The 21,153-nt window shown below is 56.4% G+C and carries 18 protein-coding genes; 1 reads left to right on the top strand and 17 read right to left on the bottom strand.

Annotation, left to right across the window (positions count from 1 at the left end; translation table 11 throughout):
- Window positions 1–72: 72 nt before the first annotated feature.
- A complete protein-coding gene (locus G438_RS0107990) occupies window positions 73–1,656 on the bottom strand; it encodes an ABC transporter substrate-binding protein (protein WP_034285906.1) in 1,584 nt (527 codons plus the stop codon).
- A 186-nt stretch (window positions 1,657–1,842) separates the two neighbouring features.
- Between G438_RS0107990 and G438_RS11445 the strand changes: the two genes are divergently transcribed.
- Window positions 1,843–2,583 (top strand): FadR/GntR family transcriptional regulator, encoded by a 741-nt coding sequence (locus G438_RS11445; protein ID WP_240471039.1) that lies wholly within the window; start codon window positions 1,843–1,845, stop codon window positions 2,581–2,583.
- A 356-nt stretch (window positions 2,584–2,939) separates the two neighbouring features.
- On the opposite strand, the gene dnaE is transcribed toward G438_RS11445, so the two are convergent.
- The 16 genes from dnaE to G438_RS0107910 all read right to left on the bottom strand — a co-directional run bounded on the left by dnaE (window position 2,940) and on the right by G438_RS0107910 (window position 21,134).
- The gene (gene dnaE, locus G438_RS0107980; protein ID WP_026460872.1) at window positions 2,940–6,479 is read right to left on the bottom strand and encodes a DNA polymerase III subunit alpha; all 3,540 of its coding nucleotides are present in this window, start codon (window positions 6,477–6,479) and stop codon (window positions 2,940–2,942) included.
- Between the two features lie 9 nt (window positions 6,480–6,488).
- Window positions 6,489–6,971, bottom strand: coding sequence for a GNAT family N-acetyltransferase (locus tag G438_RS0107975; RefSeq protein ID WP_051259423.1), 483 nt, complete (start codon window positions 6,969–6,971; stop codon window positions 6,489–6,491).
- A complete protein-coding gene (locus G438_RS0107970; protein ID WP_026460870.1) occupies window positions 6,971–7,888 on the bottom strand; it encodes an RluA family pseudouridine synthase in 918 nt (305 codons plus the stop codon). Before G438_RS0107970 ends, G438_RS0107975 begins: the two co-directional genes overlap by 1 nt.
- Window positions 7,889–7,890: 2 nt before the next feature.
- Window positions 7,891–8,496 carry a signal peptidase II gene (gene lspA / locus G438_RS11440; protein ID WP_240471037.1) on the bottom strand — a complete coding sequence of 202 codons (606 nt, stop codon included), beginning with the start codon at window positions 8,494–8,496 and terminating at the stop codon, window positions 7,891–7,893.
- A gap of 9 nt (window positions 8,497–8,505) precedes the next feature.
- Window positions 8,506–9,165, bottom strand: coding sequence for a DivIVA domain-containing protein (locus G438_RS0107960; protein ID WP_026460869.1), 660 nt, complete (start codon window positions 9,163–9,165; stop codon window positions 8,506–8,508).
- 140 nt (window positions 9,166–9,305) lie between these two features.
- Window positions 9,306–9,587 (bottom strand): YggT family protein, encoded by a 282-nt coding sequence (locus tag G438_RS12295; protein WP_338054394.1) that lies wholly within the window; start codon window positions 9,585–9,587, stop codon window positions 9,306–9,308.
- A gap of 50 nt (window positions 9,588–9,637) precedes the next feature.
- Entirely contained in the window at window positions 9,638–10,084 is a 447-nt protein-coding gene (locus G438_RS0107955; RefSeq protein WP_026460868.1) for a cell division protein SepF, read from the bottom strand.
- A 100-nt stretch (window positions 10,085–10,184) separates the two neighbouring features.
- Entirely contained in the window at window positions 10,185–10,889 is a 705-nt protein-coding gene (locus G438_RS0107950; RefSeq protein ID WP_240471035.1) for a purine nucleoside phosphorylase YfiH/LACC1 family protein, read from the bottom strand.
- A 53-nt stretch (window positions 10,890–10,942) separates the two neighbouring features.
- The gene (gene ftsZ, locus G438_RS0107945) at window positions 10,943–12,193 is read right to left on the bottom strand and encodes a cell division protein FtsZ (protein WP_026460866.1); all 1,251 of its coding nucleotides are present in this window, start codon (window positions 12,191–12,193) and stop codon (window positions 10,943–10,945) included.
- Window positions 12,194–12,426: 233 nt separating this feature from the next.
- Window positions 12,427–13,500: a cell division protein FtsQ/DivIB gene (locus tag G438_RS11435; RefSeq protein WP_131245853.1), complete on the bottom strand. Its 1,074-nt coding sequence runs from the start codon at window positions 13,498–13,500 to the stop codon at window positions 12,427–12,429.
- Complete coding sequence (murC, locus tag G438_RS0107935) at window positions 13,490–14,863, bottom strand: UDP-N-acetylmuramate--L-alanine ligase (protein ID WP_026460865.1); 1,374 nt, start codon at window positions 14,861–14,863, stop codon at window positions 13,490–13,492. Before murC ends, G438_RS11435 begins: the two co-directional genes overlap by 11 nt.
- On the bottom strand, window positions 14,860–15,969 hold the full coding sequence (gene murG, locus G438_RS0107930) for an undecaprenyldiphospho-muramoylpentapeptide beta-N-acetylglucosaminyltransferase (RefSeq protein ID WP_026460864.1): 1,110 nt from the start codon (window positions 15,967–15,969) through the stop codon (window positions 14,860–14,862). Before murG ends, murC begins: the two co-directional genes overlap by 4 nt.
- Window positions 15,966–17,234: an FtsW/RodA/SpoVE family cell cycle protein gene (locus G438_RS11430; protein WP_034285694.1), complete on the bottom strand. Its 1,269-nt coding sequence runs from the start codon at window positions 17,232–17,234 to the stop codon at window positions 15,966–15,968. Before G438_RS11430 ends, murG begins: the two co-directional genes overlap by 4 nt.
- On the bottom strand, window positions 17,231–18,655 hold the full coding sequence (gene murD, locus G438_RS0107920) for a UDP-N-acetylmuramoyl-L-alanine--D-glutamate ligase (RefSeq protein ID WP_026460863.1): 1,425 nt from the start codon (window positions 18,653–18,655) through the stop codon (window positions 17,231–17,233). Before murD ends, G438_RS11430 begins: the two co-directional genes overlap by 4 nt.
- Window positions 18,652–19,734, bottom strand: coding sequence for a phospho-N-acetylmuramoyl-pentapeptide-transferase (gene mraY, locus G438_RS0107915; RefSeq protein WP_026460862.1), 1,083 nt, complete (start codon window positions 19,732–19,734; stop codon window positions 18,652–18,654). The genes murD and mraY overlap by 4 nt, the downstream gene beginning before the upstream one ends.
- Window positions 19,731–21,134, bottom strand: coding sequence for a UDP-N-acetylmuramoyl-tripeptide--D-alanyl-D-alanine ligase (locus tag G438_RS0107910; RefSeq protein ID WP_026460861.1), 1,404 nt, complete (start codon window positions 21,132–21,134; stop codon window positions 19,731–19,733). Before G438_RS0107910 ends, mraY begins: the two co-directional genes overlap by 4 nt.
- Between the last annotated feature and the right edge of the window lie 19 nt (window positions 21,135–21,153).

Here is a 21,153-nt window from a genome sequence, read left to right as displayed (position 1 = left end):
CACATGACGATGGGAGGAGGGGTGAGAGGACATCTCTCCCCTCCTCCCATTGAGGATTTCAACTCAGACGTGTCACTCGGTGACAGTTGCGCCGAGCAGGTTCAGGCCCGTCATGCCGATAGGCGTGAAGTTTTGGACCTTGTTGCCGTTGTAGGCGGTGAGGAGGCTGCGGTGGAACAGCGGGTAGGTCACGGCCTTGGAAGCAGCAAGGTCGAAGGCTTCGTTCCACTTAGCCTGCTGTGCATCACCTTCAAGGGTGACTGCCTCGTCGATAATGGCTTGGAGCTGTGCGAAACCTTCAGGGTCGGAGTTCTTCCACTGTGAACGTTTCTGGGTCCACACATTGTCGCCGAGCCACCAGTTGAGCAGCAGAGCTGGGTCGTTACCGAATACGGAGGGATCACCGGGAGCAACAGCTACGTCGAAGGTCGGGTTGTCAATGTCGAGGTTGTCAGCGTACAGCGCTGCCGACGCGAGGGACTGAATGGTGACTGTTACACCAGCGGCTTCGAGGTCCGACTTGATTTGTGGTGCGAGGTTGGCCACCCACGGGTGGTCAGTGGTGAGCAGTGTGATGCTGAGATTGGTCACGCCTGCTTCGGCGAGCAGCGACTTTGCCTTCTCAGTGTCGTAGGTAAAGACTGTGGAGGCTTTGTGGTAGTTGGGGTGACTTTCAGGCAGGAAGGAGGTGGCAGCTGCAGCCTCACCGGACATATTGTTCGTCACCAGCTTTTCAGTGTCGATCGCGTAGTGGAATGCCTGGCGGACGCGTTCGTCATTGAAAGGTGCCTTATTGGTGTTGAAGAGCATGAAGGCCAAGCCGAAGCCCTGTGCACGTTCAACGGTCAAGCCAGCAGCCTCAAGGATTGCGGCATTGTCAGCTGGCACATTCTCCATCACGTCGATGGTGCCGTCCTGTGCTGCAGTGGTACGTGCGGTGTCATCTTTGATGGGCTTCCACACGAGCTTTTCAACGGTTGCAGGCTTGTCGCCGTTGTAGTACTCGTTGACGGTGGCAACGATTTCTGTGTCGGAAATGGATTCGTACTTGTAGGGGCCAGAGCCAACGGGAAGTTTGGTAAGGGTGTCGTCATCAAGTGCCGCAGGGACGATCTTGACCACAGCGAGGCGTTCCTTGACCAGACCGAAGGGCTTATTCAAGGTGATCGTTACTGTGGTGTCATCTTTAGCGGTGACGGTGTCAATAAAGTTGACCATACCGGCGTAGATATTGCCTTCAGCAGTGGCCCGCTCGAAGGAGGAAACAACGTCTGCGGCCGTCACGGCAGTTCCGTCGGAGAATTTGGCGTCTGCACGCAGTGTCACTTCGTACTCGGTGTCGCTGACTTTCACCGGATCGTCGGCTGCTGACAGTGCTTTGTAGATTTTACCGGTCGCCTGCTCCATTTCCCACAGGCCTTCAACGACGTGCCAGTTGGTACCCATCGCGAGTGCGGAGCTGGTGTTGGACGGATGATAGTTGGTGGTTTCGTAGGCTGCGCCGGCAGTGAGGGTGCCTGTTGGGCCTTGCGTCGTCACTGTGGTTTCAGTGGTGGTGGACTCAGTGCTGGTCGAGGCTCCGCCGGAGCAGGCTGACAATACAAGAGCGATCGCAGCGGCACTTGCTGCCAAAGCTCCAAGACGATTCCGTGACATGGACATCGACATTCTCCTCTTCGAGAGAAACGGTCAGACGACAGACATCAGACAACTGACATTCGTCGCTGGATGACAGAAAAAAGAGTACCCTTAGAGATGTTGTCAGACAAGCCGATTGGCAACCTTTCACGAAACGTAATCGAATCGTGACTTTCTCGAATCAATAAACCTTCAGGAGCACTAATGTCGCCCGCCACGACGCGCACACCGCTCGGGTCCGCGCGTTTTCCCCATGCAGTGCAATTCCAAACACGTGCAGAGGTCAGCATGGATGCCATTGAGCGCTATATCCTCACGCATAACCTTCAGCCGGGTGATCCTCTGCCCACTGAAGGCAGCCTGTGTGAAGATCTTGGCGTTTCACGTTCGTCCGTGCGTGAGGCTTTGCGCAAACTTGAGGCCCTAGAAATAGTAAAGGTTCAGCAAGGCAAGGGCGCCTTTGTTGGCGATATGACGATGAGGCCACTAATTAAGTCTGTGCTCCTGCGAGCCTCCGTCGCGCCGGATTCAGTAGAGGCGCTGCGCCAAGTGGTTGGTGTGCGTATTGTCCTTGACCGTGGCATGGCCAATGAAATAGTTGCCGCAATGCGTGACGTGAACGACCCTGAACTGCACACGCTCATCGACATTATGGTGGACAAAGCCCGAAAGGGACGCACCTTCATGGATGAGGATATTGCCTTCCACACCGCTCTTGTCTCGCGAATCAACAACCCTTTGGCGGAACAGTTGATGAACGCCATGTGGATGGTACATATGAGTGCGCTTCCTTCGGTCACTGGAACCAATGAGCATCTGGTTGACACCGCCTTGGCGCACCGCAAACTACTTGAAGCCGCAGAAGCAGGTAATGCCGAGGCCTACCTACACGCAGTCGATGCCCACTATGCCCCATTGATGCACGCCCTCGACATCACAAAATAGAGCACGCCAAGCACTGCCGAACCTCGCGTCACGGCAAGGACTGGCCCGCAACTCTCAAGCAGCGGCACCACACCAAACAGGTGAAGCGCTCAAACAGGTACTGCACTCAAACAGGTGCCACCTCGCGTCGCGGCGTGGTGGGCCTCGGAGCCGATGCGAAGCGGAGGCGACGGAGGGCACGACGCGAGGTGGCACTGGCGCAGGGTGCGGGAAACACCACCACAGGGTGCGCGAAGCGGCAGCGCGAGAGACGCGAAGCGAGCCAGCGCAGGGTGCGCGAAGCGGCAGCGCAGGGTGCGCGAAGCGGCAGCGCGAGAGACGCGAAGCGAGCCAGCGCAGGGTGCGCGAAGCGGAGTCTATAAGACGCCGTTTGGCCCGACAATCGCCTTCACCTCTGCAAAGAATGCAGAGGTCTGCGACACCCTGAGTTTTGCGTCAAGCTCAACGACTGTTGTCCGCTCAGGATCTTTCACATGCAACCGCACAGGTGAGGCACCGGGGAATGACTCCAATACATCCTTTAAGCGCGCAAGATTTTCTGGCGTACACGAAATGGCAGGCAACATCAGATCCAGTGGCGTATCGGTGTCTTCACGCAAATCGAGCAGGGTCATTGATTGCCCGTATACGCTGATTTGCTCGTCACGAATGCTGGTTCTTCCTTCAATTTGGACGATTATATCGGGCACAAGGTGCGATTGGATCGTCTCATAAGCACGCGGGAAGAACAACACTTCCACTGAGCCTGACAAGTCCTCAAGTACTGCCACCGCCCACGGGTTCCCCTGTTTCGTCACCTTTGTTTGGACGGAGGACACAAGACCGGCGAGTTTGACGTTGCGTTCCTTTGTTGCGTCCTCTCCACCAACGACGACAGCAATTTCTTGCTCCTGGTAGCGCGCCAGCGCATTTTCGAGGCCCGACAACGGGTGGTCTGAGACGTACAGCCCCAGCATTTCACGTTCTTCGCTGAGCTTTTGTTTGCGATCGTATTCAGGCAGGTCAGGGATTTCAATGGCAAGACCTTGCCCTTCTCCCCCACCAATATCAGCGCCACCAAAAAGGTCAAACTGTCCAATCGCCTCGTTTCGCTTTAAATCGATCACGGCGTCGATAGCCTCGTCGCATCGCGAAAGGAGAGCGCGCCGGGACTTGCCAAGAGAGTCGAAAGCTCCTGCCCGTATGAGCGACTGGATGGTGCGTTTATTGCACACGACCTGCGGCACTTTATCCAGGAAATCTTGGAAGGAACGGAAGGCCCCTTTTTCGTTGCGCGTCTGCACGATGGCATCTACGACGTTGGCACCAACATTTTGGATTGCGGACAGGCCGAAGCGAACATTTTCGCCGTCTGGCGCAAATGTGCCCATCGACGCATTGACGTCAGGGGGAAGCACTGTGATGCCCTGATGGCGACATTCAGCGAGGTAAAGGGCGCGACGGTCTTTATTGTCTTTTGTTGAGGTCAGCAACGCTGCCATGTATTCGGTGACGTAATTGGCTTTCAGGTAGGCCGTCCAGTAAGAGACCAGTCCGTAGGCCGCCGAGTGCGCTTTGTTGAAGGCATAGTTTGAGAATGGCACGAGGATGTCCCACAGCGTTTTGATGCAATCCATGGAGTAGCCATGTTCCAGCATCCCTTTGCTGAAGGGTTCGAATTCTTTATCGAGGATTTCCTTCTTTTTCTTGCCCATGGCGCGACGCAACATATCTGCTTGCCCAAGGGAGTACCCGGCAAGTTTTTGCGCAATCTGCATGACCTGTTCCTGGTAGACGATCAGACCGTAGGTGGTACCAAGGATGTCTTCAAGTGGCTCAGCCAGTTCAGGATGGATTGGCGTGATCTCTTGGCGCCCATTCTTCCGCAGTGCATAATTCGTGTGGGAGTTTGCACCCATAGGGCCGGGTCGATATAGGGCGCCCACCGCGGAAATATCTTCGAAATTGTCGGGTTTCATCAGCTTAAGAAGGTCACGCATACCGCCACCATCAAGCTGGAAAATCCCCAGGGTTTCACCTCGTCCTAGTAATTCGTAGGTCGCTTTGTCATCCAGGCCAATATTGTCCAAATCTGGCACGTCTTTACCGTTGAGGGCAATATTTTCCAAGGCATCTGAAATAACTGTGAGGTTGCGCAGCCCCAGGAAGTCCATCTTGAGCAGCCCTAGGGTTTCACAGGTCGGGTAATCAAATTGTGTAATTACCGCGCCATCTTGAGGCCGTTTCATAATGGGAATGATGTCGATGAGCGGATGGCAGCTCATAATCACTGCGCAGGCATGTACGCCCCATTGTCGGGTAAGGCCTTCAAGACCAAGTGCGTAATCAACAACCTCATGTACATCAGGGTTTTCTTCGTGGAATTTACGAAATTCCGCGGCCTCTGCGTAACGTTTGTCCTCGGGGTTGAAGATACCTGCAACGGTGATATCTTTACCCATCACCGACGGCGGCAGCGCCTTAGTCAGCTGCTCCCCCACCTTAAAGTCACGGCCCAAAATACGAGCTGAGTCTTTCAGGGCCTGTTTTGTTTTGATTGTGCCGTAGGTGACGACCTGGCTAATGCGTTCTTCACCGTATTTGCGTTTGACGTATTCGATGACTTCATCGCGCCGACGTTCGTCGAAGTCAATATCGAAGTCAGGCATGGACACACGCTCAGGGTTAAGGAAGCGTTCAAAAATAAGGCCGTGTTCAAGGGGGTTCAGTTCGGTGATCCGCATAGCATAGGCGACCATGGAACCCGCACCCGAACCTCGGCCTGGGCCGACACGGATCCCCTGTTCTTTCGCCCAGTTAATGTAGTCCGCCACGGTGAGGAAGTAACCAGGGAAGCCCATGTCGATAATGACGCCCTGTTCGTATTCTGCTTGTTTGCGGACCTCCTCAGGTACCCCGTTAGGGAAGCGAAGCTGCAGGCCGCGTTCCACCTCGTGAATAAACCACGATGTTTGGTCCTCCCCTGCTGGCACTGGCGGCTCTGGCATATACGAGGCGCCTTCACGGGTAGTACGAAACTCCACTTCGGATCGTTCGGCGATTTCGAGGGTAGCGTCGCAAGCGTGAGGCAGTTCTTTCCAGATTGTCCGCATTTCCTCGGAGGGGCGTATGTAGTAGCCGTCACCATCGAATTTGAAGCGATCCGGGTCAGAAATACGGGACCCGGAGTTAATGCACAGCAGGGCGTCTTGTACTTTACGGTCTTCTTTCTTCACGTAATGCGCGTCATTGGTGGCAACCAACGGTGCGTCCATCAGGCGCGCAAGCTCAAGGAGTTGTTTTTGTGTACGTCGTTCGAATTCGATGCCGTGATCCATGATTTCGACATAGAAATTTTCGGGACCGAAAATGTCGCGCAATTCCGCTGCTTCACGCACCGCTTCGTCCCATTGCCCCAGGCGCATACGTGTTTGGACCGCACCAGAAGGGCATCCGGTAAAGACAATGAGACCTTCGTGGTAGCGTTCAAGTAATTCTCTGTCGGCACGGGGCCATTTGCCGAATTGGCCTTCAAGGGAAGCTTGCGAGCCGAGGCGGAAAAGATTATGGACGCCCGTCGTGTTGTAGGCGATAAGTGTGAGGTGATTGTAGGAGCCGCCTGCTGAAACGTCGTCTGCGCGTTGCCATGGCTCACCCCAGGTCACTTTCTGGCGGTCAAAGCGTGATGTGCCCGGTGTGACATAAGCTTCGAGGCCGATGATGGGTTTAATACCCGCGGCTTTTGCTGCCGCATAGAATTCGTAGGCCCCAAAGAGGTATCCGTGGTCTGTAAGGCCAATGGCTGGTTGCCCCAGTCGTGCAGCTTCAGCCACCATCGGTTTGATCTTCGCAGCACCGTCCAACATGGAGTATTCGGAGTGGTTGTGGAGGTGAACGAAAGAGTCGGTGGAGGCCATAGGTAGAGTCTAGTGGGCGGCGCGTCCGGCTACCACGCGGATCATTTCTTGGTGTTCGATACCTGCGTCAAGAAAAACTGCCCGACTAGTGGCGCGATATCCAGCACGTTCATAGAATCCTTGCGCCTGAAGCTGTGCGTTGAGCACAACGCAGGCCTCTTCACTGCATGGTGTCGACTTGGCCACGTAGTCATGAACCGCCTCGACAAGGGCATGTCCAAGACGCATTCCGCGCGCCTGAGCGCGTACGGCCAGGCGCCCAAGATGGTAGTGCCCAGGTGAATCAGTAAGGATGCGAACGCATCCTAACGCTTGTTGCCCATAGGCTTCATCTGGCAGTGCCACTAGGTGGATCACACGCGGATCGAAGTCGTGACTGTCAATTTCTAAGACGAAGGGAACATGTTGTTCGCAGACGAAAACATCCCAACGTACAGCGTGTTCGGCAAGTCGCAAGTCAAGCGTATCGGCAACGGTAATGTGGTAGCTCATCAGCGGCCACCTCGAAGCTGGGTCAAAGCGGCATCAAGGTCAGCTGGGTAGGGCGAATAAACGGTGACAGGCAAGCCGGTCGTGGGGTGGATGAAACCGAGTTCAACGGCGTGGAGCCATTGGCGTTCCAAACCGAGGGCGGCTGCCTGTACTTTGTCGGCGCCGTAAAAGACGTCGCCAACACATGGATGCCCGACCGCAGCCATATGGACACGTATTTGGTGGGTCCGTCCTGTTTCTAAGTGGACTCGCAATAGGGCTGCGCCTGCAACTAGTTCTAGCGTGTCGTAGTGAGTGATGGCCGCTTTGCCGCCGTCAATGACTGCCATACGCCATTCGCGCGATGGGTGACGTCCTATCGGGGCGTCAATGGTGCCACTGTCAGGGTCGGGGTGACCAGCTACGAGTGCATGATAGATCTTTGTGACGTTGCGTTCTTTGAAGGCACGTTTCATCACTGAGTAGGCGCGGTCAGATTTTGCCACCATCATTGCACCCGAAGTGCCGACGTCAAGACGGTGGACGATACCTTGACGTTCAGGCGGACCATGGGTGGTGATACGGTATCCAGCTGCCTCGAGATTCCCCAGAACCGTTGGTCCGCTCCAGCCAGGGCCCGTGTGTGCTGCCGTGCCCACGGGTTTGTCGACAACGACGATATCGTCATCGTCGTAGAGGATCTCCATGCCTACCACGGGTGGTAGTGTGACCTGTGGAGACGGCATGGTGACTTCAATGATGTCGGTTGCTGTCAATTTGGTGGACTTCGCGGCAACTGCACCGTTGACCAGTACTGAACCGTTTTCGACGAGTTCAGCACATTTGCTTCGTGACATGCCCAGTAAACGCGAAAGTGCAGCATCCACTCGGTCACCGACGAGTGCATCAGGCACCGGGAGGTAGCGAATATCAGGCACGCTTACCCCTCCTTGACGGCGGTACGAGGCGACGCATCGTTTCGCGTGCTGGCATCTTGTGGTGCGAAGAAGGCAAGGATGGCAAGACTACAGGCCGCACATACGATCCAGATATCAGCGACATTACCTACGAAGTATCCGTTGTAGTCAATGAAGTCCACAACGTGCCCGATACCAAAGCCTGGTGGTTGCGTAAGTCGGTCAATGAGGTTACCGACAGCTCCCCCAGCGAGCAAACCAAAAACAGCGGCATATCGCAGTGAGGCAAATTTATGGACGGCGGCGACTAGGCCGATGAGAATAACAATTGACAGAATCGTGAAGATCCACGTGCTTTGGCTACCCAGCGAAAAGGCGGCACCTGGGTTAAAGGTTAAACGCAGCGAGAGGTAGGAACCGATCAGAGGGATACGACTTCCGTCAGCCAGAGCGTGTAACGCCCATAGCTTTGTCAGCTGATCTGCTAGCGCTGCGACGAGCGCGATAGTGAAAGCAAGTATGTATCTGCGTGTATGTGGTGTCGAAGTCGCCATATCTACTTTCGTTGCCTGTAATGACATGACAGGGGCGGCGGCGCTATCTGCACCGCCGCCCCTGTCAGCGTCCATGTATGCGTGTCACGCCTCGTTGCCGCGGTTAACCTCGGACAAGAGGCCCTCAAGGTGAGAGCGGAGGTTGGTGCGGTATTCAGATTCGAAGCCACGCAGTTCGTTGATCTTGCTTTCAAGGAGACCGCGTTCGTGGTCGAGTTGAGCAAGTATTGACTCATGCTGACGTTGTGCATCGGCAACGATTTCGTCACCCTTGGTGCGGGCATCAGCAATAATGCGCTCGGATTCTTCACGACCATCGCGCACGTATTCGTCATGTACGCGCTGCGCGAGGGCAAGCATCGACGTTGCAGATTCAGCGTCAAGCGGTGATTCCGCGACAGGCAGTACCTGCGCAACCGGCGCTGCTTCTGCTAGACGCGCCTGCTCAAGTTCAGCTTCAAGTTCAGCAATACGCGCCTGCGCAGCAAGGAGCTCTTCGTCGTTGACGACAACGGCTGGTACCGTTTGCGTCTCATAAGGGGCTGGGGCTTCGCCCGCCTCAGCGAGGCGACGCTCCGCTTCCTCAAGCTTTGCCTTCAGGTCGCGGTTTTCCTCTTGCAGGGTGTAGATCGTGGAAACGACCTCGTCGAGGAATTCGTCAACCTCTACCTGATCGTATCCCTCACGGAACTTGACGTACTGAAACTTCTTGTTGAGCACGTCCTCTGTGGTGAGAAGAGCCATATCCTTGCCTCTCGGTTTTCCGGATGCAGTGCAAACAAAGGGTTTTGCTGCACTTCGGATCACCGTGGGCGATGACCCGTCATTCGCTTCATTAAAGATGATAACTGAATACCTGTCACATTAACACCAGTAGTCACATTTTAAATAAGTGAAACCCCCAGCGACTGTAGCCACAGGCCGCAGCGTTGTAGCAGGATTACGCATAAAAAGACGATCATAAAGCCCACATCAAAGGCGAATCCCTGCCCCAATCGCAGAGGTGGGATATATCGCCTCATTAGACGCAAAGGTGGGTCAGTCAACACATAGGTAAGATTCGCTACGGGCAGAAGCACACCGCTTGGTCGCCACAGCGGACGGAAAAAGCGGACCCAGTCGAGTATGACGCGCGCAAACAGCACTACAAGGTAGATGCTTGCCACAATCGATACTGACACTCCAAGCCAGTACAGCAATGCAGACAATGGATGCCTCAGTTAAACAGGGAGCCGTGGCGTGAGGCGTTACCTTCGCCAGAAACCTCGACCGACTTCGGAGACAGCAGGAAAACACCTGAGGTGACGCGCTTAATGACGCCCTGTAAACCAAAGGTGAGTCCCGCCGCGAAATCGACGATACGGCGTGCATCTTCGTCGCTCATATCAGAAAGGTTAAGGATGACAGGTGAGCCATCCCTGAACGCCTCACCGACAGGCAACGCGTCACTGTACGACGTCGGATGGAAGGTCACGATGCGCATACGATCCTTTGTGGGCGTGTCTTGAATGCGAGGCGTATCGGCCTCACTGCGAATAGGGGTCAGAGGCGTCACCTCAGCCAGATCTTCTTCAATATCGAAGAAGTCCTGCTCGATGTCAACGTCATCAGGACGGTGCCAGCCCATAAAACGTCGAGCGCGTGCACCAAATGTGTCTGCCATAACTGCCTCTTTCCACCGCGGTAGTACTGGTGCCAAGGTAATGCGTGCGCGTCAATCTATTGGCGTACAGGTGCGGTGTGTCGCAAGTAGGACCTCAGATTTATGCGATTGTGATCCCGGCGCCGCTTCTGGGAACGATAAGCCCTACCTGACGTCCACAGACTTTGTTGCGCCGATAGGAATGAAGAGCGAGGTCTTCAATGGTGCAGCGTGCATCATCAACGGCAAGGGTCACGCCTAGGTCCGCGAGTTCTTCACGAGCCCCAGCTCTCAGGTCGATGGCCGCACTCGCCCGCCGTGTCTGCGAAGCCGCTGCAGGGTGGGTCACTCGCGCCTCGTCACGCATATACTCAGGTACTTCGTAGCACTGACCGCACGCTGCTGGCCCTAAGGCTGCACTCAGTGTCTGCGCGGGATAGCCCAGGTGAGCGACGGTATCGATCACACGTGTGAGGATGCCGCCGAGCAGCCCTTTCCGCCCTGCGTGGACAGCTGCCACCACCGCGCCATCCGCTGTTGCGATAAGGACAGGCAGGCAATCTGCCACCATGACTGCTGCAGCGGGCGCATCGTCCCAGGTACGTGCGTCGATTATCACCGCATCAGCGCGCACAGTCGCGTACTGAAGTGAGTCATCCCTAGCATGTGGCGTTGACCGGTCGATAAGTGCCACCTCGATGCTGTGATACTGGTCCATCCACACGATGGAGCGCCCACATGCACGTGCAAGGGCTTCGCGCCGCTGACGCACCTGGTTTGGGTTGTCACCAACATGGAAGCCGTAGTTGTGCCGAAAAGGACTCACGCCTGTGCCTGCATCGGTGAAACAGGCACTGGCGTGAGCGAAGTGGTGCAGCATCAGCGCAGGAAATCAGGGATATCAAGTTCGTCGGGACGATCTTCCTCGTCAAAGACGCGAGGCACTTCAAGAGAGTGGTCATCGTCTGGGACTACGGATGGCGCTGGCGAAGCTGAGGGTATAGCCCCTGTTGCAGTGGCAATACGCCGTGTCGGTGCTTCAACGTCCACGCGGTGCGCAGGACGGGCCACAGGAACCGAACCAAGGGTGCGCACGGGGGCTGCTGGCGCACTTGGTTCCGGCGTGACCACAGCGGCAGGGGCTGGGGTGACCACAGGCAACTCCGCCTCGTCACGACGATCATTTGGCGCATCGAAGCCGGCGGCGATAATCGTCACGCGTATTTCGTCACCAAGGGCGTCGTCGACAACGTTACCGAAGATGATATTGGCTTCTGGGTGGACCGCTTCGCGGACGAGCTGTGACGATTGGTAGATCTCGTGCAAACCAAGGTCCGACCCACCTTGGAAGAACATCAATACGCCGTGGGCGCCGTCAATGGAGGCTTCCAACAGCGGCGACGAAATTGCGGTTTCCACGGCACGCAAGGCGCGGTCTTCACCTGTTGCGGCACCAATACCCATCAACGCTGAACCGGCATCTTTCATCACCGATTTCACGTCATTGAAGTCAACGTTGATCAGACCCGGTGTTGTAATAAGTTCAGTAATGCCCTGCACGCCAGACAAAAGGACTTGGTCAGCCGCACGGAAGGCGTCGAGCACAGAGATGCCAGTATCGGAGATTTTCAGCAGACGGTCGTTAGGGATGACGATGAGTGTGTCTACTTCTTCACGCAAGGCTTCAACACCAGCATCAGCCTGTGCAGCGCGGCGGTTGCCTTCGAAAGAAAAGGGACGTGTCACAACGCCGACTGTGAGCGCACCCGCACCGCGTGCGATACGTGCAACGACTGGGGCAGCACCTGTGCCTGTGCCACCACCTTCGCCGGCGGTAACGAAGACCATGTCGGCACCTTCAAGGGATTCGGCTATTTCATCAACGTGGTCTTCGGCGGCTTGGCGTCCCACGGCAGGATCTGCACCAGCGCCGAGGCCGTGCGTGAGGTCCCGGCCAATGTCGAGTTTGGTGTCGGCATCGGACATGATAAGGGCTTGCGCATCAGTATTGACGGCAATGAAGTCAACCCCTTTGAGGCCCACTTCAATCATTCGGTTGACGGCATTGACGCCACCGCCACCGACGCCAACCACTTTGATCACTGCTAGTTGATTCTGGAGCGCCGCCATGTGCTTTCCCCTCATTCCGCCCACCAAACCTCAACCTCAGGTTGAAGGTATGGGTTTATATTGCCTTCTGCCGGGAAGAACGTAGGTGCACAAAGAAGCAATAGCAAGCGTCACCTTGGGCGTGTCGCACGCCAAGGCAAGAGCATCATGCCAAGCAAAGCGAATTCATCGCACAGCAAAATGGCACCATTCAATCATTGCCACGACAAGCAAATGAAGCGAAGACGTATGAGTCACGACACAACCGGGTGCGTAGGTGACGACACGTCATACACACTGCCCCCTCGATGGGCAATCAAAGTAGCAGCAACACGAGCTTTCAAAGCGTCGTCACCTGCCGGCCCCCACTGAATAATCGCCCCCGAAGCAAGATTGACCCGATACGACAGCCCCTCGCAAGATAAGGACGCTACTTGGCCCTGCAACTCCTGCCCTAGCGCATTCCATATGGTTGTGAATGCCTGAGCTTGGCTTACACGATCCCCATCGGCATTAAATGCCACAACAGGAAAACCCTCTACCGTTGCCAAGCCTTGGCGAAGGACAACCCCTTCAGCATCCACCAGTGAGTAGCCGCCCTCAGCGGCCTCCAGCATTGCGCCTTGACGTAAGGTGACATTGACCGACAGTCCAGAAGGCAATGCCCACTCCACTGATGCGTCCTTTACCGGCGTGAGCGCTTCGACTGCTGCCACCGCAGCGCCCCGATCAATCCGAGGCAGCGGAACGTCATACCACGGCGTGAGAGCAGCACCAACCTGCTCTGTCGTCACTAAGTCTTCGTCGACGCCGGTCACCGTAATATTATCGGCTCTCAGCGCCAATAACGGCGAGAAAAAGATACCCCATATCAGCGCTACACATGTGATGATCACAGCTGCCGACTGACCGATGCGACGCAGACGGAGACGGCGCTTAGCGGCACGTTTTTCGTTGAGTCGATCCGTTAGCGCCGGCGTTGCCGCCTGCGAGCTTGGCCCCATGAGCTGCGCCGCCTGCTCGTCGCCGACAGGGCGTGCGAAGACGCTCCGTCGGCGCCCAGACGAGACTGCACCGACACGACTCGTAGGAGGATCCGCCTCGGCAATCGTGCGTGCACCTACCGGCGCGTCCGCCTGAGCATGCCCACCAGCACTCAGCGCAGACCACGAGGGACGCCGACTAGGTGCACCAACTGCGGATTGCGCAGAGGGCATTGTGGACGAGGCCTCATCGGCCAACGACGATGGTGTCGTGTCCTTGGTATGGGCACGCGGACGGCGCGGCGGAATAGGCCGCGAGCTGCGGGAAGACGGATTAGTCGACATGCTGCTCCCACACAGCGAGGGCCTGGGGCACACAGTTCGTAATGTCTCCAGCACCCATCGTGAGGAGAACACCCCCAACTGGGGTTAACGCCGCTGCCTGCCTGACCGCCTCATACATATCCGGCACATAGCGTGCCGAAGGAAGATAGTTGGTGATAATCCGCGAATCAACCCCAGGAACGGGATCCTCACGGGCAGCGTAAATATCTGTCACCACCACGGCGTCAGCTAACGCTAGTGCCTGGGCAAAACGCTGCGCAAATGCCTGTGTGCGCGAATATAGATGGGGCTGGAAAACGACGACGACACATTGATCGTGTGCGACAACGCGAGCTTGACGCAGAGCAGCAGCAACCTCAGTCGGGTGATGCGCATAGTCGTCAAATAGGCGTCGCCCAGCAACAGTTCCACGCAGTTCAAAACGCCGAGATGTCCCAACAAAGGCACCGAGGCTCTGAGCCATCACCTGCGGATCGACGCCAAGGAGACAGCCTGCCGTCCAAGCACCAACAGCGTTGAGCAGATTGTGTTCGCCTGGCACCTGAAGGTGAATAACAGCCGAAATATCACCCCAAGTCACCGCGACCTGCCCTCCGCGCGTAGACGTTGAGGCATGGTGAATAACAACATCAGGCACATCTTCGCTGCGATGCGCGCGCCCATAAGTCACAACAGTGCGGCGTGGGCGCACGCGCTGCGCTAAACGCGTCGCCCCTTCGTCCTCGGCACACACAATCAGTACACCCTCGTCAACAAGACGATCAGCGAAATCCACAAAAACCTGCTCAAAGGCGTCCCGACTGCTGTAGCGGTCAAGGTGGTCGGGCTCAACATTGGTGACCAATTCAATCGTTGGCCGATAGTTCAAAAAAGACCCATCAGACTCGTCGGCCTCAGCAACAAAAATGTCGCCACCCCCCAAGTGCGCACCGGAGGACAACTGAGGAATAATCGCACCAACCGCAACCGACGGATCACAACCCGCCTCTCGTAACGCCACCGCGAGCATACCCGACGTCGTGCTTTTTCCGTGCGCACCAGCAACAGCAACGAAACGCATCTCCTGAGCAGCCAATGCCAACGCTTGGGAGCGGTGGATAACCTCTTGACCACGACTCCGTGCCTGCATCAATTCAGGATTATCGTGGCGTACCGCAGTTGACACCACCACAGTCGCCTCGGATGGCACATGAGACGCATCGTGACCAACGAAGGTCACCACGCCTAAGCCCGACAGGCGGTCAAGGACAGGGGACGCTACGCGGTCTGACCCAGAGATCTCATATCCACGTGCGGCAAGCAATTCCGCCACAACCGACATGCCTGCGCCGCCAATGCCGATGAAGTGGAAGCGCCGTGTCATCGTCCCATATCCTCCTCAACCAACGTAGCTAATTCCTGTGCGGCATCAGCTTTACCCAGTTGCATGGACGCAGCCGCCATCTCACCAAGGCGATGCGAAACCACCAGCGGAAATACCTCGTTACGCACATACGAGGCGTCTAGATCTGCGTCGTCAATAATGAGTGCGCCGCCAACGCCAACATGATCGCGGGCGTTAAGTTTTTGCTCCCCATTTCCAATGGGTAGCGGCACGTAGACACACGGCAGCCCAAGGGCCGTCATCTCTGCCACCGTGCCTGCCCCTGAACGACACAAGACCAGATCAGCAATAGCGAGAGCATCCTCCATTGTTGACAGGTAATCCACAACCTTCCAGCGCTCCACAACCCCGGCCTCGGCAAGGGCTTGACGAACAGGTGCATCCTTGCCACGCCCCGTCAGATGCAAGACCTGGAGGCCCTCAGGTAAGTCACCAGCGGCACCGCATACTGCCTCGTTAATGTGAAGTGCGCCAAGGGATCCACCTGTGACGAGCAACGTTGGCAAATCAGGATCCAGTTCGAGACGCGCCGCAGCATCGCGCCGCTGTGTGAGGGCAGTGGCTGGATCACGACGTGCCTCGGCAAGCTGAGCGATTGCCGAACGCAGTGGCAATCCGGTAGTGATGGTCCTGCCTTTACGTGCCTTCAGCGGCGTGGAGTCAAATGTGAGGGCAACCGTTGACGCCCACGAAGCTCCCACACGGTTAGCTAATCCTGGACGCGCATTTTGTTCATGAATAATGACCGGTAGTCCCAACGATCGTGCTGCCAAATACGCTGGCGTCGAAACGTAACCACCAAAACCCACTAGCGCATCAGCACCGTCAAGTATGCGTTCGCACTGTGTCACGGTCTGACGCAGGCGGCTGGGCAAGCTGAAGAGTGCAGGAGTAAGACGACGAGGCATGGGCACCTTCGCGATGGTCGTCAAGTCAAATCCGGCAGCCGGAACGAGATCCGATTCGAGGCCCTCTGCTGTCCCCAATACCGCAATGTCATACCCGCGTTCACGCAACACCTGAGCAGTGGCCAGCAACGGGTTGACGTGGCCGGCAGTGCCACCACCAGCTAATACGATCGTCATAGGTGTACCTTCCTCGAAGCGGAGACACGTTCGGCGGATCTCTTACGGATGGCATAGCCAGGAGCTAACCCGTCGGCTCTGTGTGCACCAAATACCCACATACCTGCCTCAGCGCGAGCAAAGCCTGCGACAACACCAATGGCCACCGCTGTAAACAAGAACGAAGACCCTCCATAGGACACCAGAGGCAGCGGCACACCGACGACTGGGCCGATACCGGTTACCGACATGATGTTAATGATGGCTTGTACCCCAATCCAGGTCGCAACACCTCCGGTCACGACGGCAACGAAAGCCGAAGAGGTGGACATCGCGAGGCGCACCATTGCCCACACCAACATTCCTAAACATGCCAGGACGGTGAGTGTTCCCAGCAGGCCGAATTCTTCACCCAATATTGCCAATATGAAATCTGTATGGGCTTCCTGCAGATAATTCCATTTTTCGCGCGAAGCGCCAGGCCCCACGCCCATCAAACCACCCGACCCAAAAGCCCACATTGCATGGTCGATTTGTTCAGGTGCCGAAAGGTCGCGGGCAACACCGTTACCGGGCAAGATCGAAAGAACGCGACGAATACGTGTGGGGTTTTTCGCTACTAGGAAGGCCAGTAAGGGTATCGAGAGAAGCGTCAATCCGACGAACCATTTCCCAGGCAATCCCGCCACCCACAGCGCACCAAAACAGGCTATGGCAAGCACCATCGCAGTGCCCATATCCCAGCCGAGCATCACTGCACCAATACCTAAGGCAATGGGGATACCTGCGGTCACGAACATCTGTTTAAAATCACGAATGCGAGCACCTTCACGCGCCACAATACGTGCCAACGCAAGGATGATGGCGAGCTTCAGGAACTCTGATGGCTGAGCCTGACCGATAAGTGGCAATACAATCCAGTTACGATTGCCACCGACGTTGACGCCTAGTGGAGTCAGAACGAGCGACTGCGCAACAAGTGCAAGCAGGAATAGTGGGAGCGCCAAGTGATACCACCATCGTTGTGGTAACAAATGTGCCACGGCTGCTATCACCACAGACCCCGCAATGATGACAAGCTGGCGTCCGAAGGCCACATAAGGACTCTGTTCACTGGCAATGCGGGCCACCGCGGAGGCAGAGAAGCCCATGACAAGACCAAAGATGGTCAGTAGCAGCGCAGAGACAATGATGAGATAATACGTGGTCACAGGGTTTGCGTTGACACTGCCGCTTTTAGGTTCGCCGAATTGGATGCGAGGCACGCGCGCTAACAGGCGTTTCATCCCTGCCTCCACTGGCTTTCTAAACGCTTCACAGCCTCAACAAAGGCATCACCGCGTTGAGCGTAATTATCGAATTGGTCCCAAGAAGCGCAGGCCGGTGCCAGTACCACGGTGTCACCTGGTCGTGACAGTGCCACAGCCTCATTCACGACGGAGAACATCCAATCTTCATGTCCATCGACCTCAACAACGGGCACACCATGCGCATTCGCAGCCAAAGCTTGGGCCAGGAGACGTCGATCGGCACCGATGAGCACGACGCCACGCAGCGTTGGCGCCACCGCGGCAATCATGTCGTCAAATACTTGCCCTTTGGCGTCGCCTCCAACAATCCACACTGCGCTTTGTGGCCGCAACCCGCTGAGGGATGCGGCAGCGGCGTGGGCATTCGTCGCCTTTGAGTCGTCAATCCACGTCACATCAGCGGCGTGCGACACGACAGCTCGACGGTGGCCTGCCGGAGTGAAATTGCGCAGCCCCTGCGCAATGTACTCAGGGGCGATATCTGCGGCTCGCGCAAGGGCAGCGGCGGCCAACGCGTCGAAAACTACAGCGGGACTCGGATGTGGGCCATAAGCTGGGGCAAGATCTTCAAGGTCAGCCAAATGCAGCGCATGCTTGTGGCGATCGGGCAGGTACGCGCGGTCAACAAGATGATTTTCAACAATGCCTACCTGGGAGATTGCAGGCGCCCCGAGTGTCACTCCGATAGCACGGGCTCCTTCAATCACATCGGCGTTTTCTACCATCTGCTCAACTGCACGATCGTGGGCCGGATAGACGCAGGCGATACGTGTATGTTCGTAAATTCGTGCTTTGTCAGCGGCGTAGGACATCTCATCGCCATGCCAGTCAAGGTGGTCGGAGTCAACGTTGAGACATATGGCTGCTAGCGGTGATACAGATCGGGTGGTGTGGAGCTGGAAGCTCGACAATTCGACTGCGAAAATATCTGCGTCAGTGTCGATAGCCTCGCATATCGGCGTGCCGATATTGCCCACTTCCTGCGCTTTCATACCCGCTGCGCGCAGGATAGAGCCAAGCATCCCAACAGTGGTCGTCTTCCCGTTCGTGCCTGTGACGCACAACCATGGTCGTCCAGCGTGAGGCCCCTGCTCTTGGAGGCGCCAGGCAAGTTCTACTTCACCCCACAGTGGAATCCCGGCGTCGCGGGCAGCCGCCATAATCGGCGCATGGGATGGTATCCCAGGCGATACAACGATCAGTTGCGGTTGAGATTCGATAACTGTGGCGGCAAGGTGTGCGGGATCGTCAATGACGTTGACGGTAATTGCCGCGTTGTGTGGGTCGCCACCGTGGCGTGAATCGTAGGCGGTCACCTCCCACCCACGCGCCGCAAGCGCAGCCGCAGCCGCTTTACCTGATGTTCCCCAGCCGATCACTGCCGCTCGTGTATTCACAGGCGTGCCGCCCAATCAGCGTAAAAGATTGCTGCCCCCACCATTGCCAGCAGTGCAGCGATGAGCCAGAATCGGATGACAATGGTGATCTCTTTCCAGCCTTTTTGTTCGAAGTGGTGATGCAGAGGCGCCATCAGGAACACACGTTTACGGGTGAGTTTAAAGAAGCCAACTTGAATGACAACGGATATCGTTGTGGCTAGGAAAAGACCTGCGATGACGACGGCGAAAAACTCCGTGTGGGTGAGCAGTGATACGCCAGCGAGTGCGCCGCCAATGGCAAGCGACCCGGTGTCTCCCATGAAAATCTGTGCGGGCGATGCATTCCACCACAGGAAGCCTGCCAGGGCACCCACCAGGGCGGCACAGAAGGTGGCAAGATCCAGCGGGTCGCGGGTAGCGAAACAGGCTTGTACGTTAAGGGTGCGTCCACCACATACCTGAAGTAATTCGAAATATGACACGAAGGTGTAGGCACCAAAGACAAAGATTGATGCGCCTGCCGCTAACCCGTCCAGTCCATCAGTGAGGTTGACAGCATTTGACCATGCGGCCACCAGAAAGTTCGTCCACAGCAGATACAGAATATAAGCGATGACGGGACCTGCGAAGGTGAGGGTGAGAACTAGATTTTCATTGAAGGTAATGGCAAGGCTTCCTGGGGTGTACCCCATTTCGTCGGGACGCATCAGCGTACCCACGGCGAAGAGAGAGGCAACCGACAACTGCCCAATAATTTTGGCTCCCGCATTAAGGCCAAGGCTGCGTTGACGCATAATTTTAATGCCGTCATCCAGCAGCCCAATTGCGCCCAGTCCCACGAAGAGGAAGACAAGGAGGGTGCCAGACCACGTGGGTCCACCGTTAAGGGCTGAACCGATAAGCCACGAGGCGGTGGTCGCGAAGATGAATACGACGCCACCCATTGTGGGCGTGCCGCGTTTTGTGAGGTGTTGTGTGGGACCGTCCTGTCTGATGAACTGCCCATACTGATGCTTTATTAAATATTTTATGAACCATGGTGTCAAAAAGAGGGAAAGCACCAGCGCGACACCGAATGCCACGATTAACCCAATCATCGGCGCGTACCCCTTTCGATCAGTGCATCAGCTGCAGCGTAGACACCCGAGTACAGCGAGCCTTTCACAAAGATGACAACGCCATCACTCAGGTCTTCACACAGAATATTCACTGCATCGGCAACACTGGTGGCATGACGGCCTCGTGTCTGGCTAGGAAGTTCTTCACGCAATACCTTTGCTGCTTCACCGTAGGTGATAACCGTTGATATTCCAGCCTCGGCAGCCATACGACCTACTTCGCGGTGCATGGCGTCCGATTCGTCACCCAACTCAAGCATTTCTCCAAATATTGCTGCCATTGGTCGGCCTGCGGCAAGCACCGTAAGTGCGTCAATTCCAGCCCGCATGGAATCAATATTGGCGTTATAGGCATCGTCGATTAACGTTACCGCCTTACCGTCAATATCCAGTTCGGTGACGGCCATACGGTGGGGGGATTGAGCCTTCGCCTGAGACAATGCTGCGGCGATATCTGCACAGGTCATCCCTACCGCGTGGGCTGCTCCCGCTGCGGCGCATGCGTTGGCAACGTGGTGGCGACCGACGAGGCGTAGGCTAACTGGCGCTTGTTCTTCCCCAATGCACAGGGTAAATTGTGCCCTTCCGTGTGCGTCAACGTCGATATCAACGGCACGCACCATCGCCTCGTGCGCGCCCGTTGGAGAAAAGTAGATGATGTCACCAGGTGCATCGGCTGCCATGGCACGCACCTGATCGTCATCATAGTTCAACACCGCAAGCCCGCCGCTGCGTAACCCTTGGACAAGTTCGGCCTTCGCACGGGCAACACCTTCAACGGAACCAAAGCCGCCCATATGCGCATGTCCAACCATTAATTCAATGGCAATATCTGGTGGCGCAATATCGGTGAGGTAACGGATATGCCCGCTTCCTGAGGCTCCCATCTCGAGAACGAGTATCTGAGTGTCGGCATCCGCTTTCAGTACCGTAACGGGAAGCCCCACCTCGTTATTAAAGGACAGTTTTGGCGCCACAGTCTGCCACCGTGTGCCAAGAAGTTGGTACAGAAGATCCTTCGTGGTGGTTTTTCCCGCTGAACCGGTAACTGCAACAACACGTAACGTTGGCCGTGCCTGCCGCAGTGCGGCCAGGTGGGCGCGCGCAAGTGTCCCCAGTGCCACGGTGGCGTCGTCAACAACGATTTGTGTGGCTGGACCGTCACCTCGTACTTCTTCAACGATTGCCGCTACCGCTCCACCTTCCACAGCGGCAGCGAGGAAGTCGTGACCATCGGCGTTTTCTCCTCGTCGCGCAACGTAAAGGGCGCCGGGGGTGGCGTCCCTGGTGTCTGTAACGACTGGGCCAGTAACCCTCACATGCGGACCAGTGTGCTGTCCACCTATTGACTGCGCGATCCAGTCACTGAGGCAATCCATGGTGCTCCCTCCAGGGACA

This window comes from Schaalia suimastitidis DSM 15538 (assembly GCF_000429105.1).
Taxonomy (GTDB): domain Bacteria; phylum Actinomycetota; class Actinomycetes; order Actinomycetales; family Actinomycetaceae; genus Pauljensenia; species Pauljensenia suimastitidis.
This window is presented reverse-complemented; position numbering and strand designations above follow the sequence as displayed.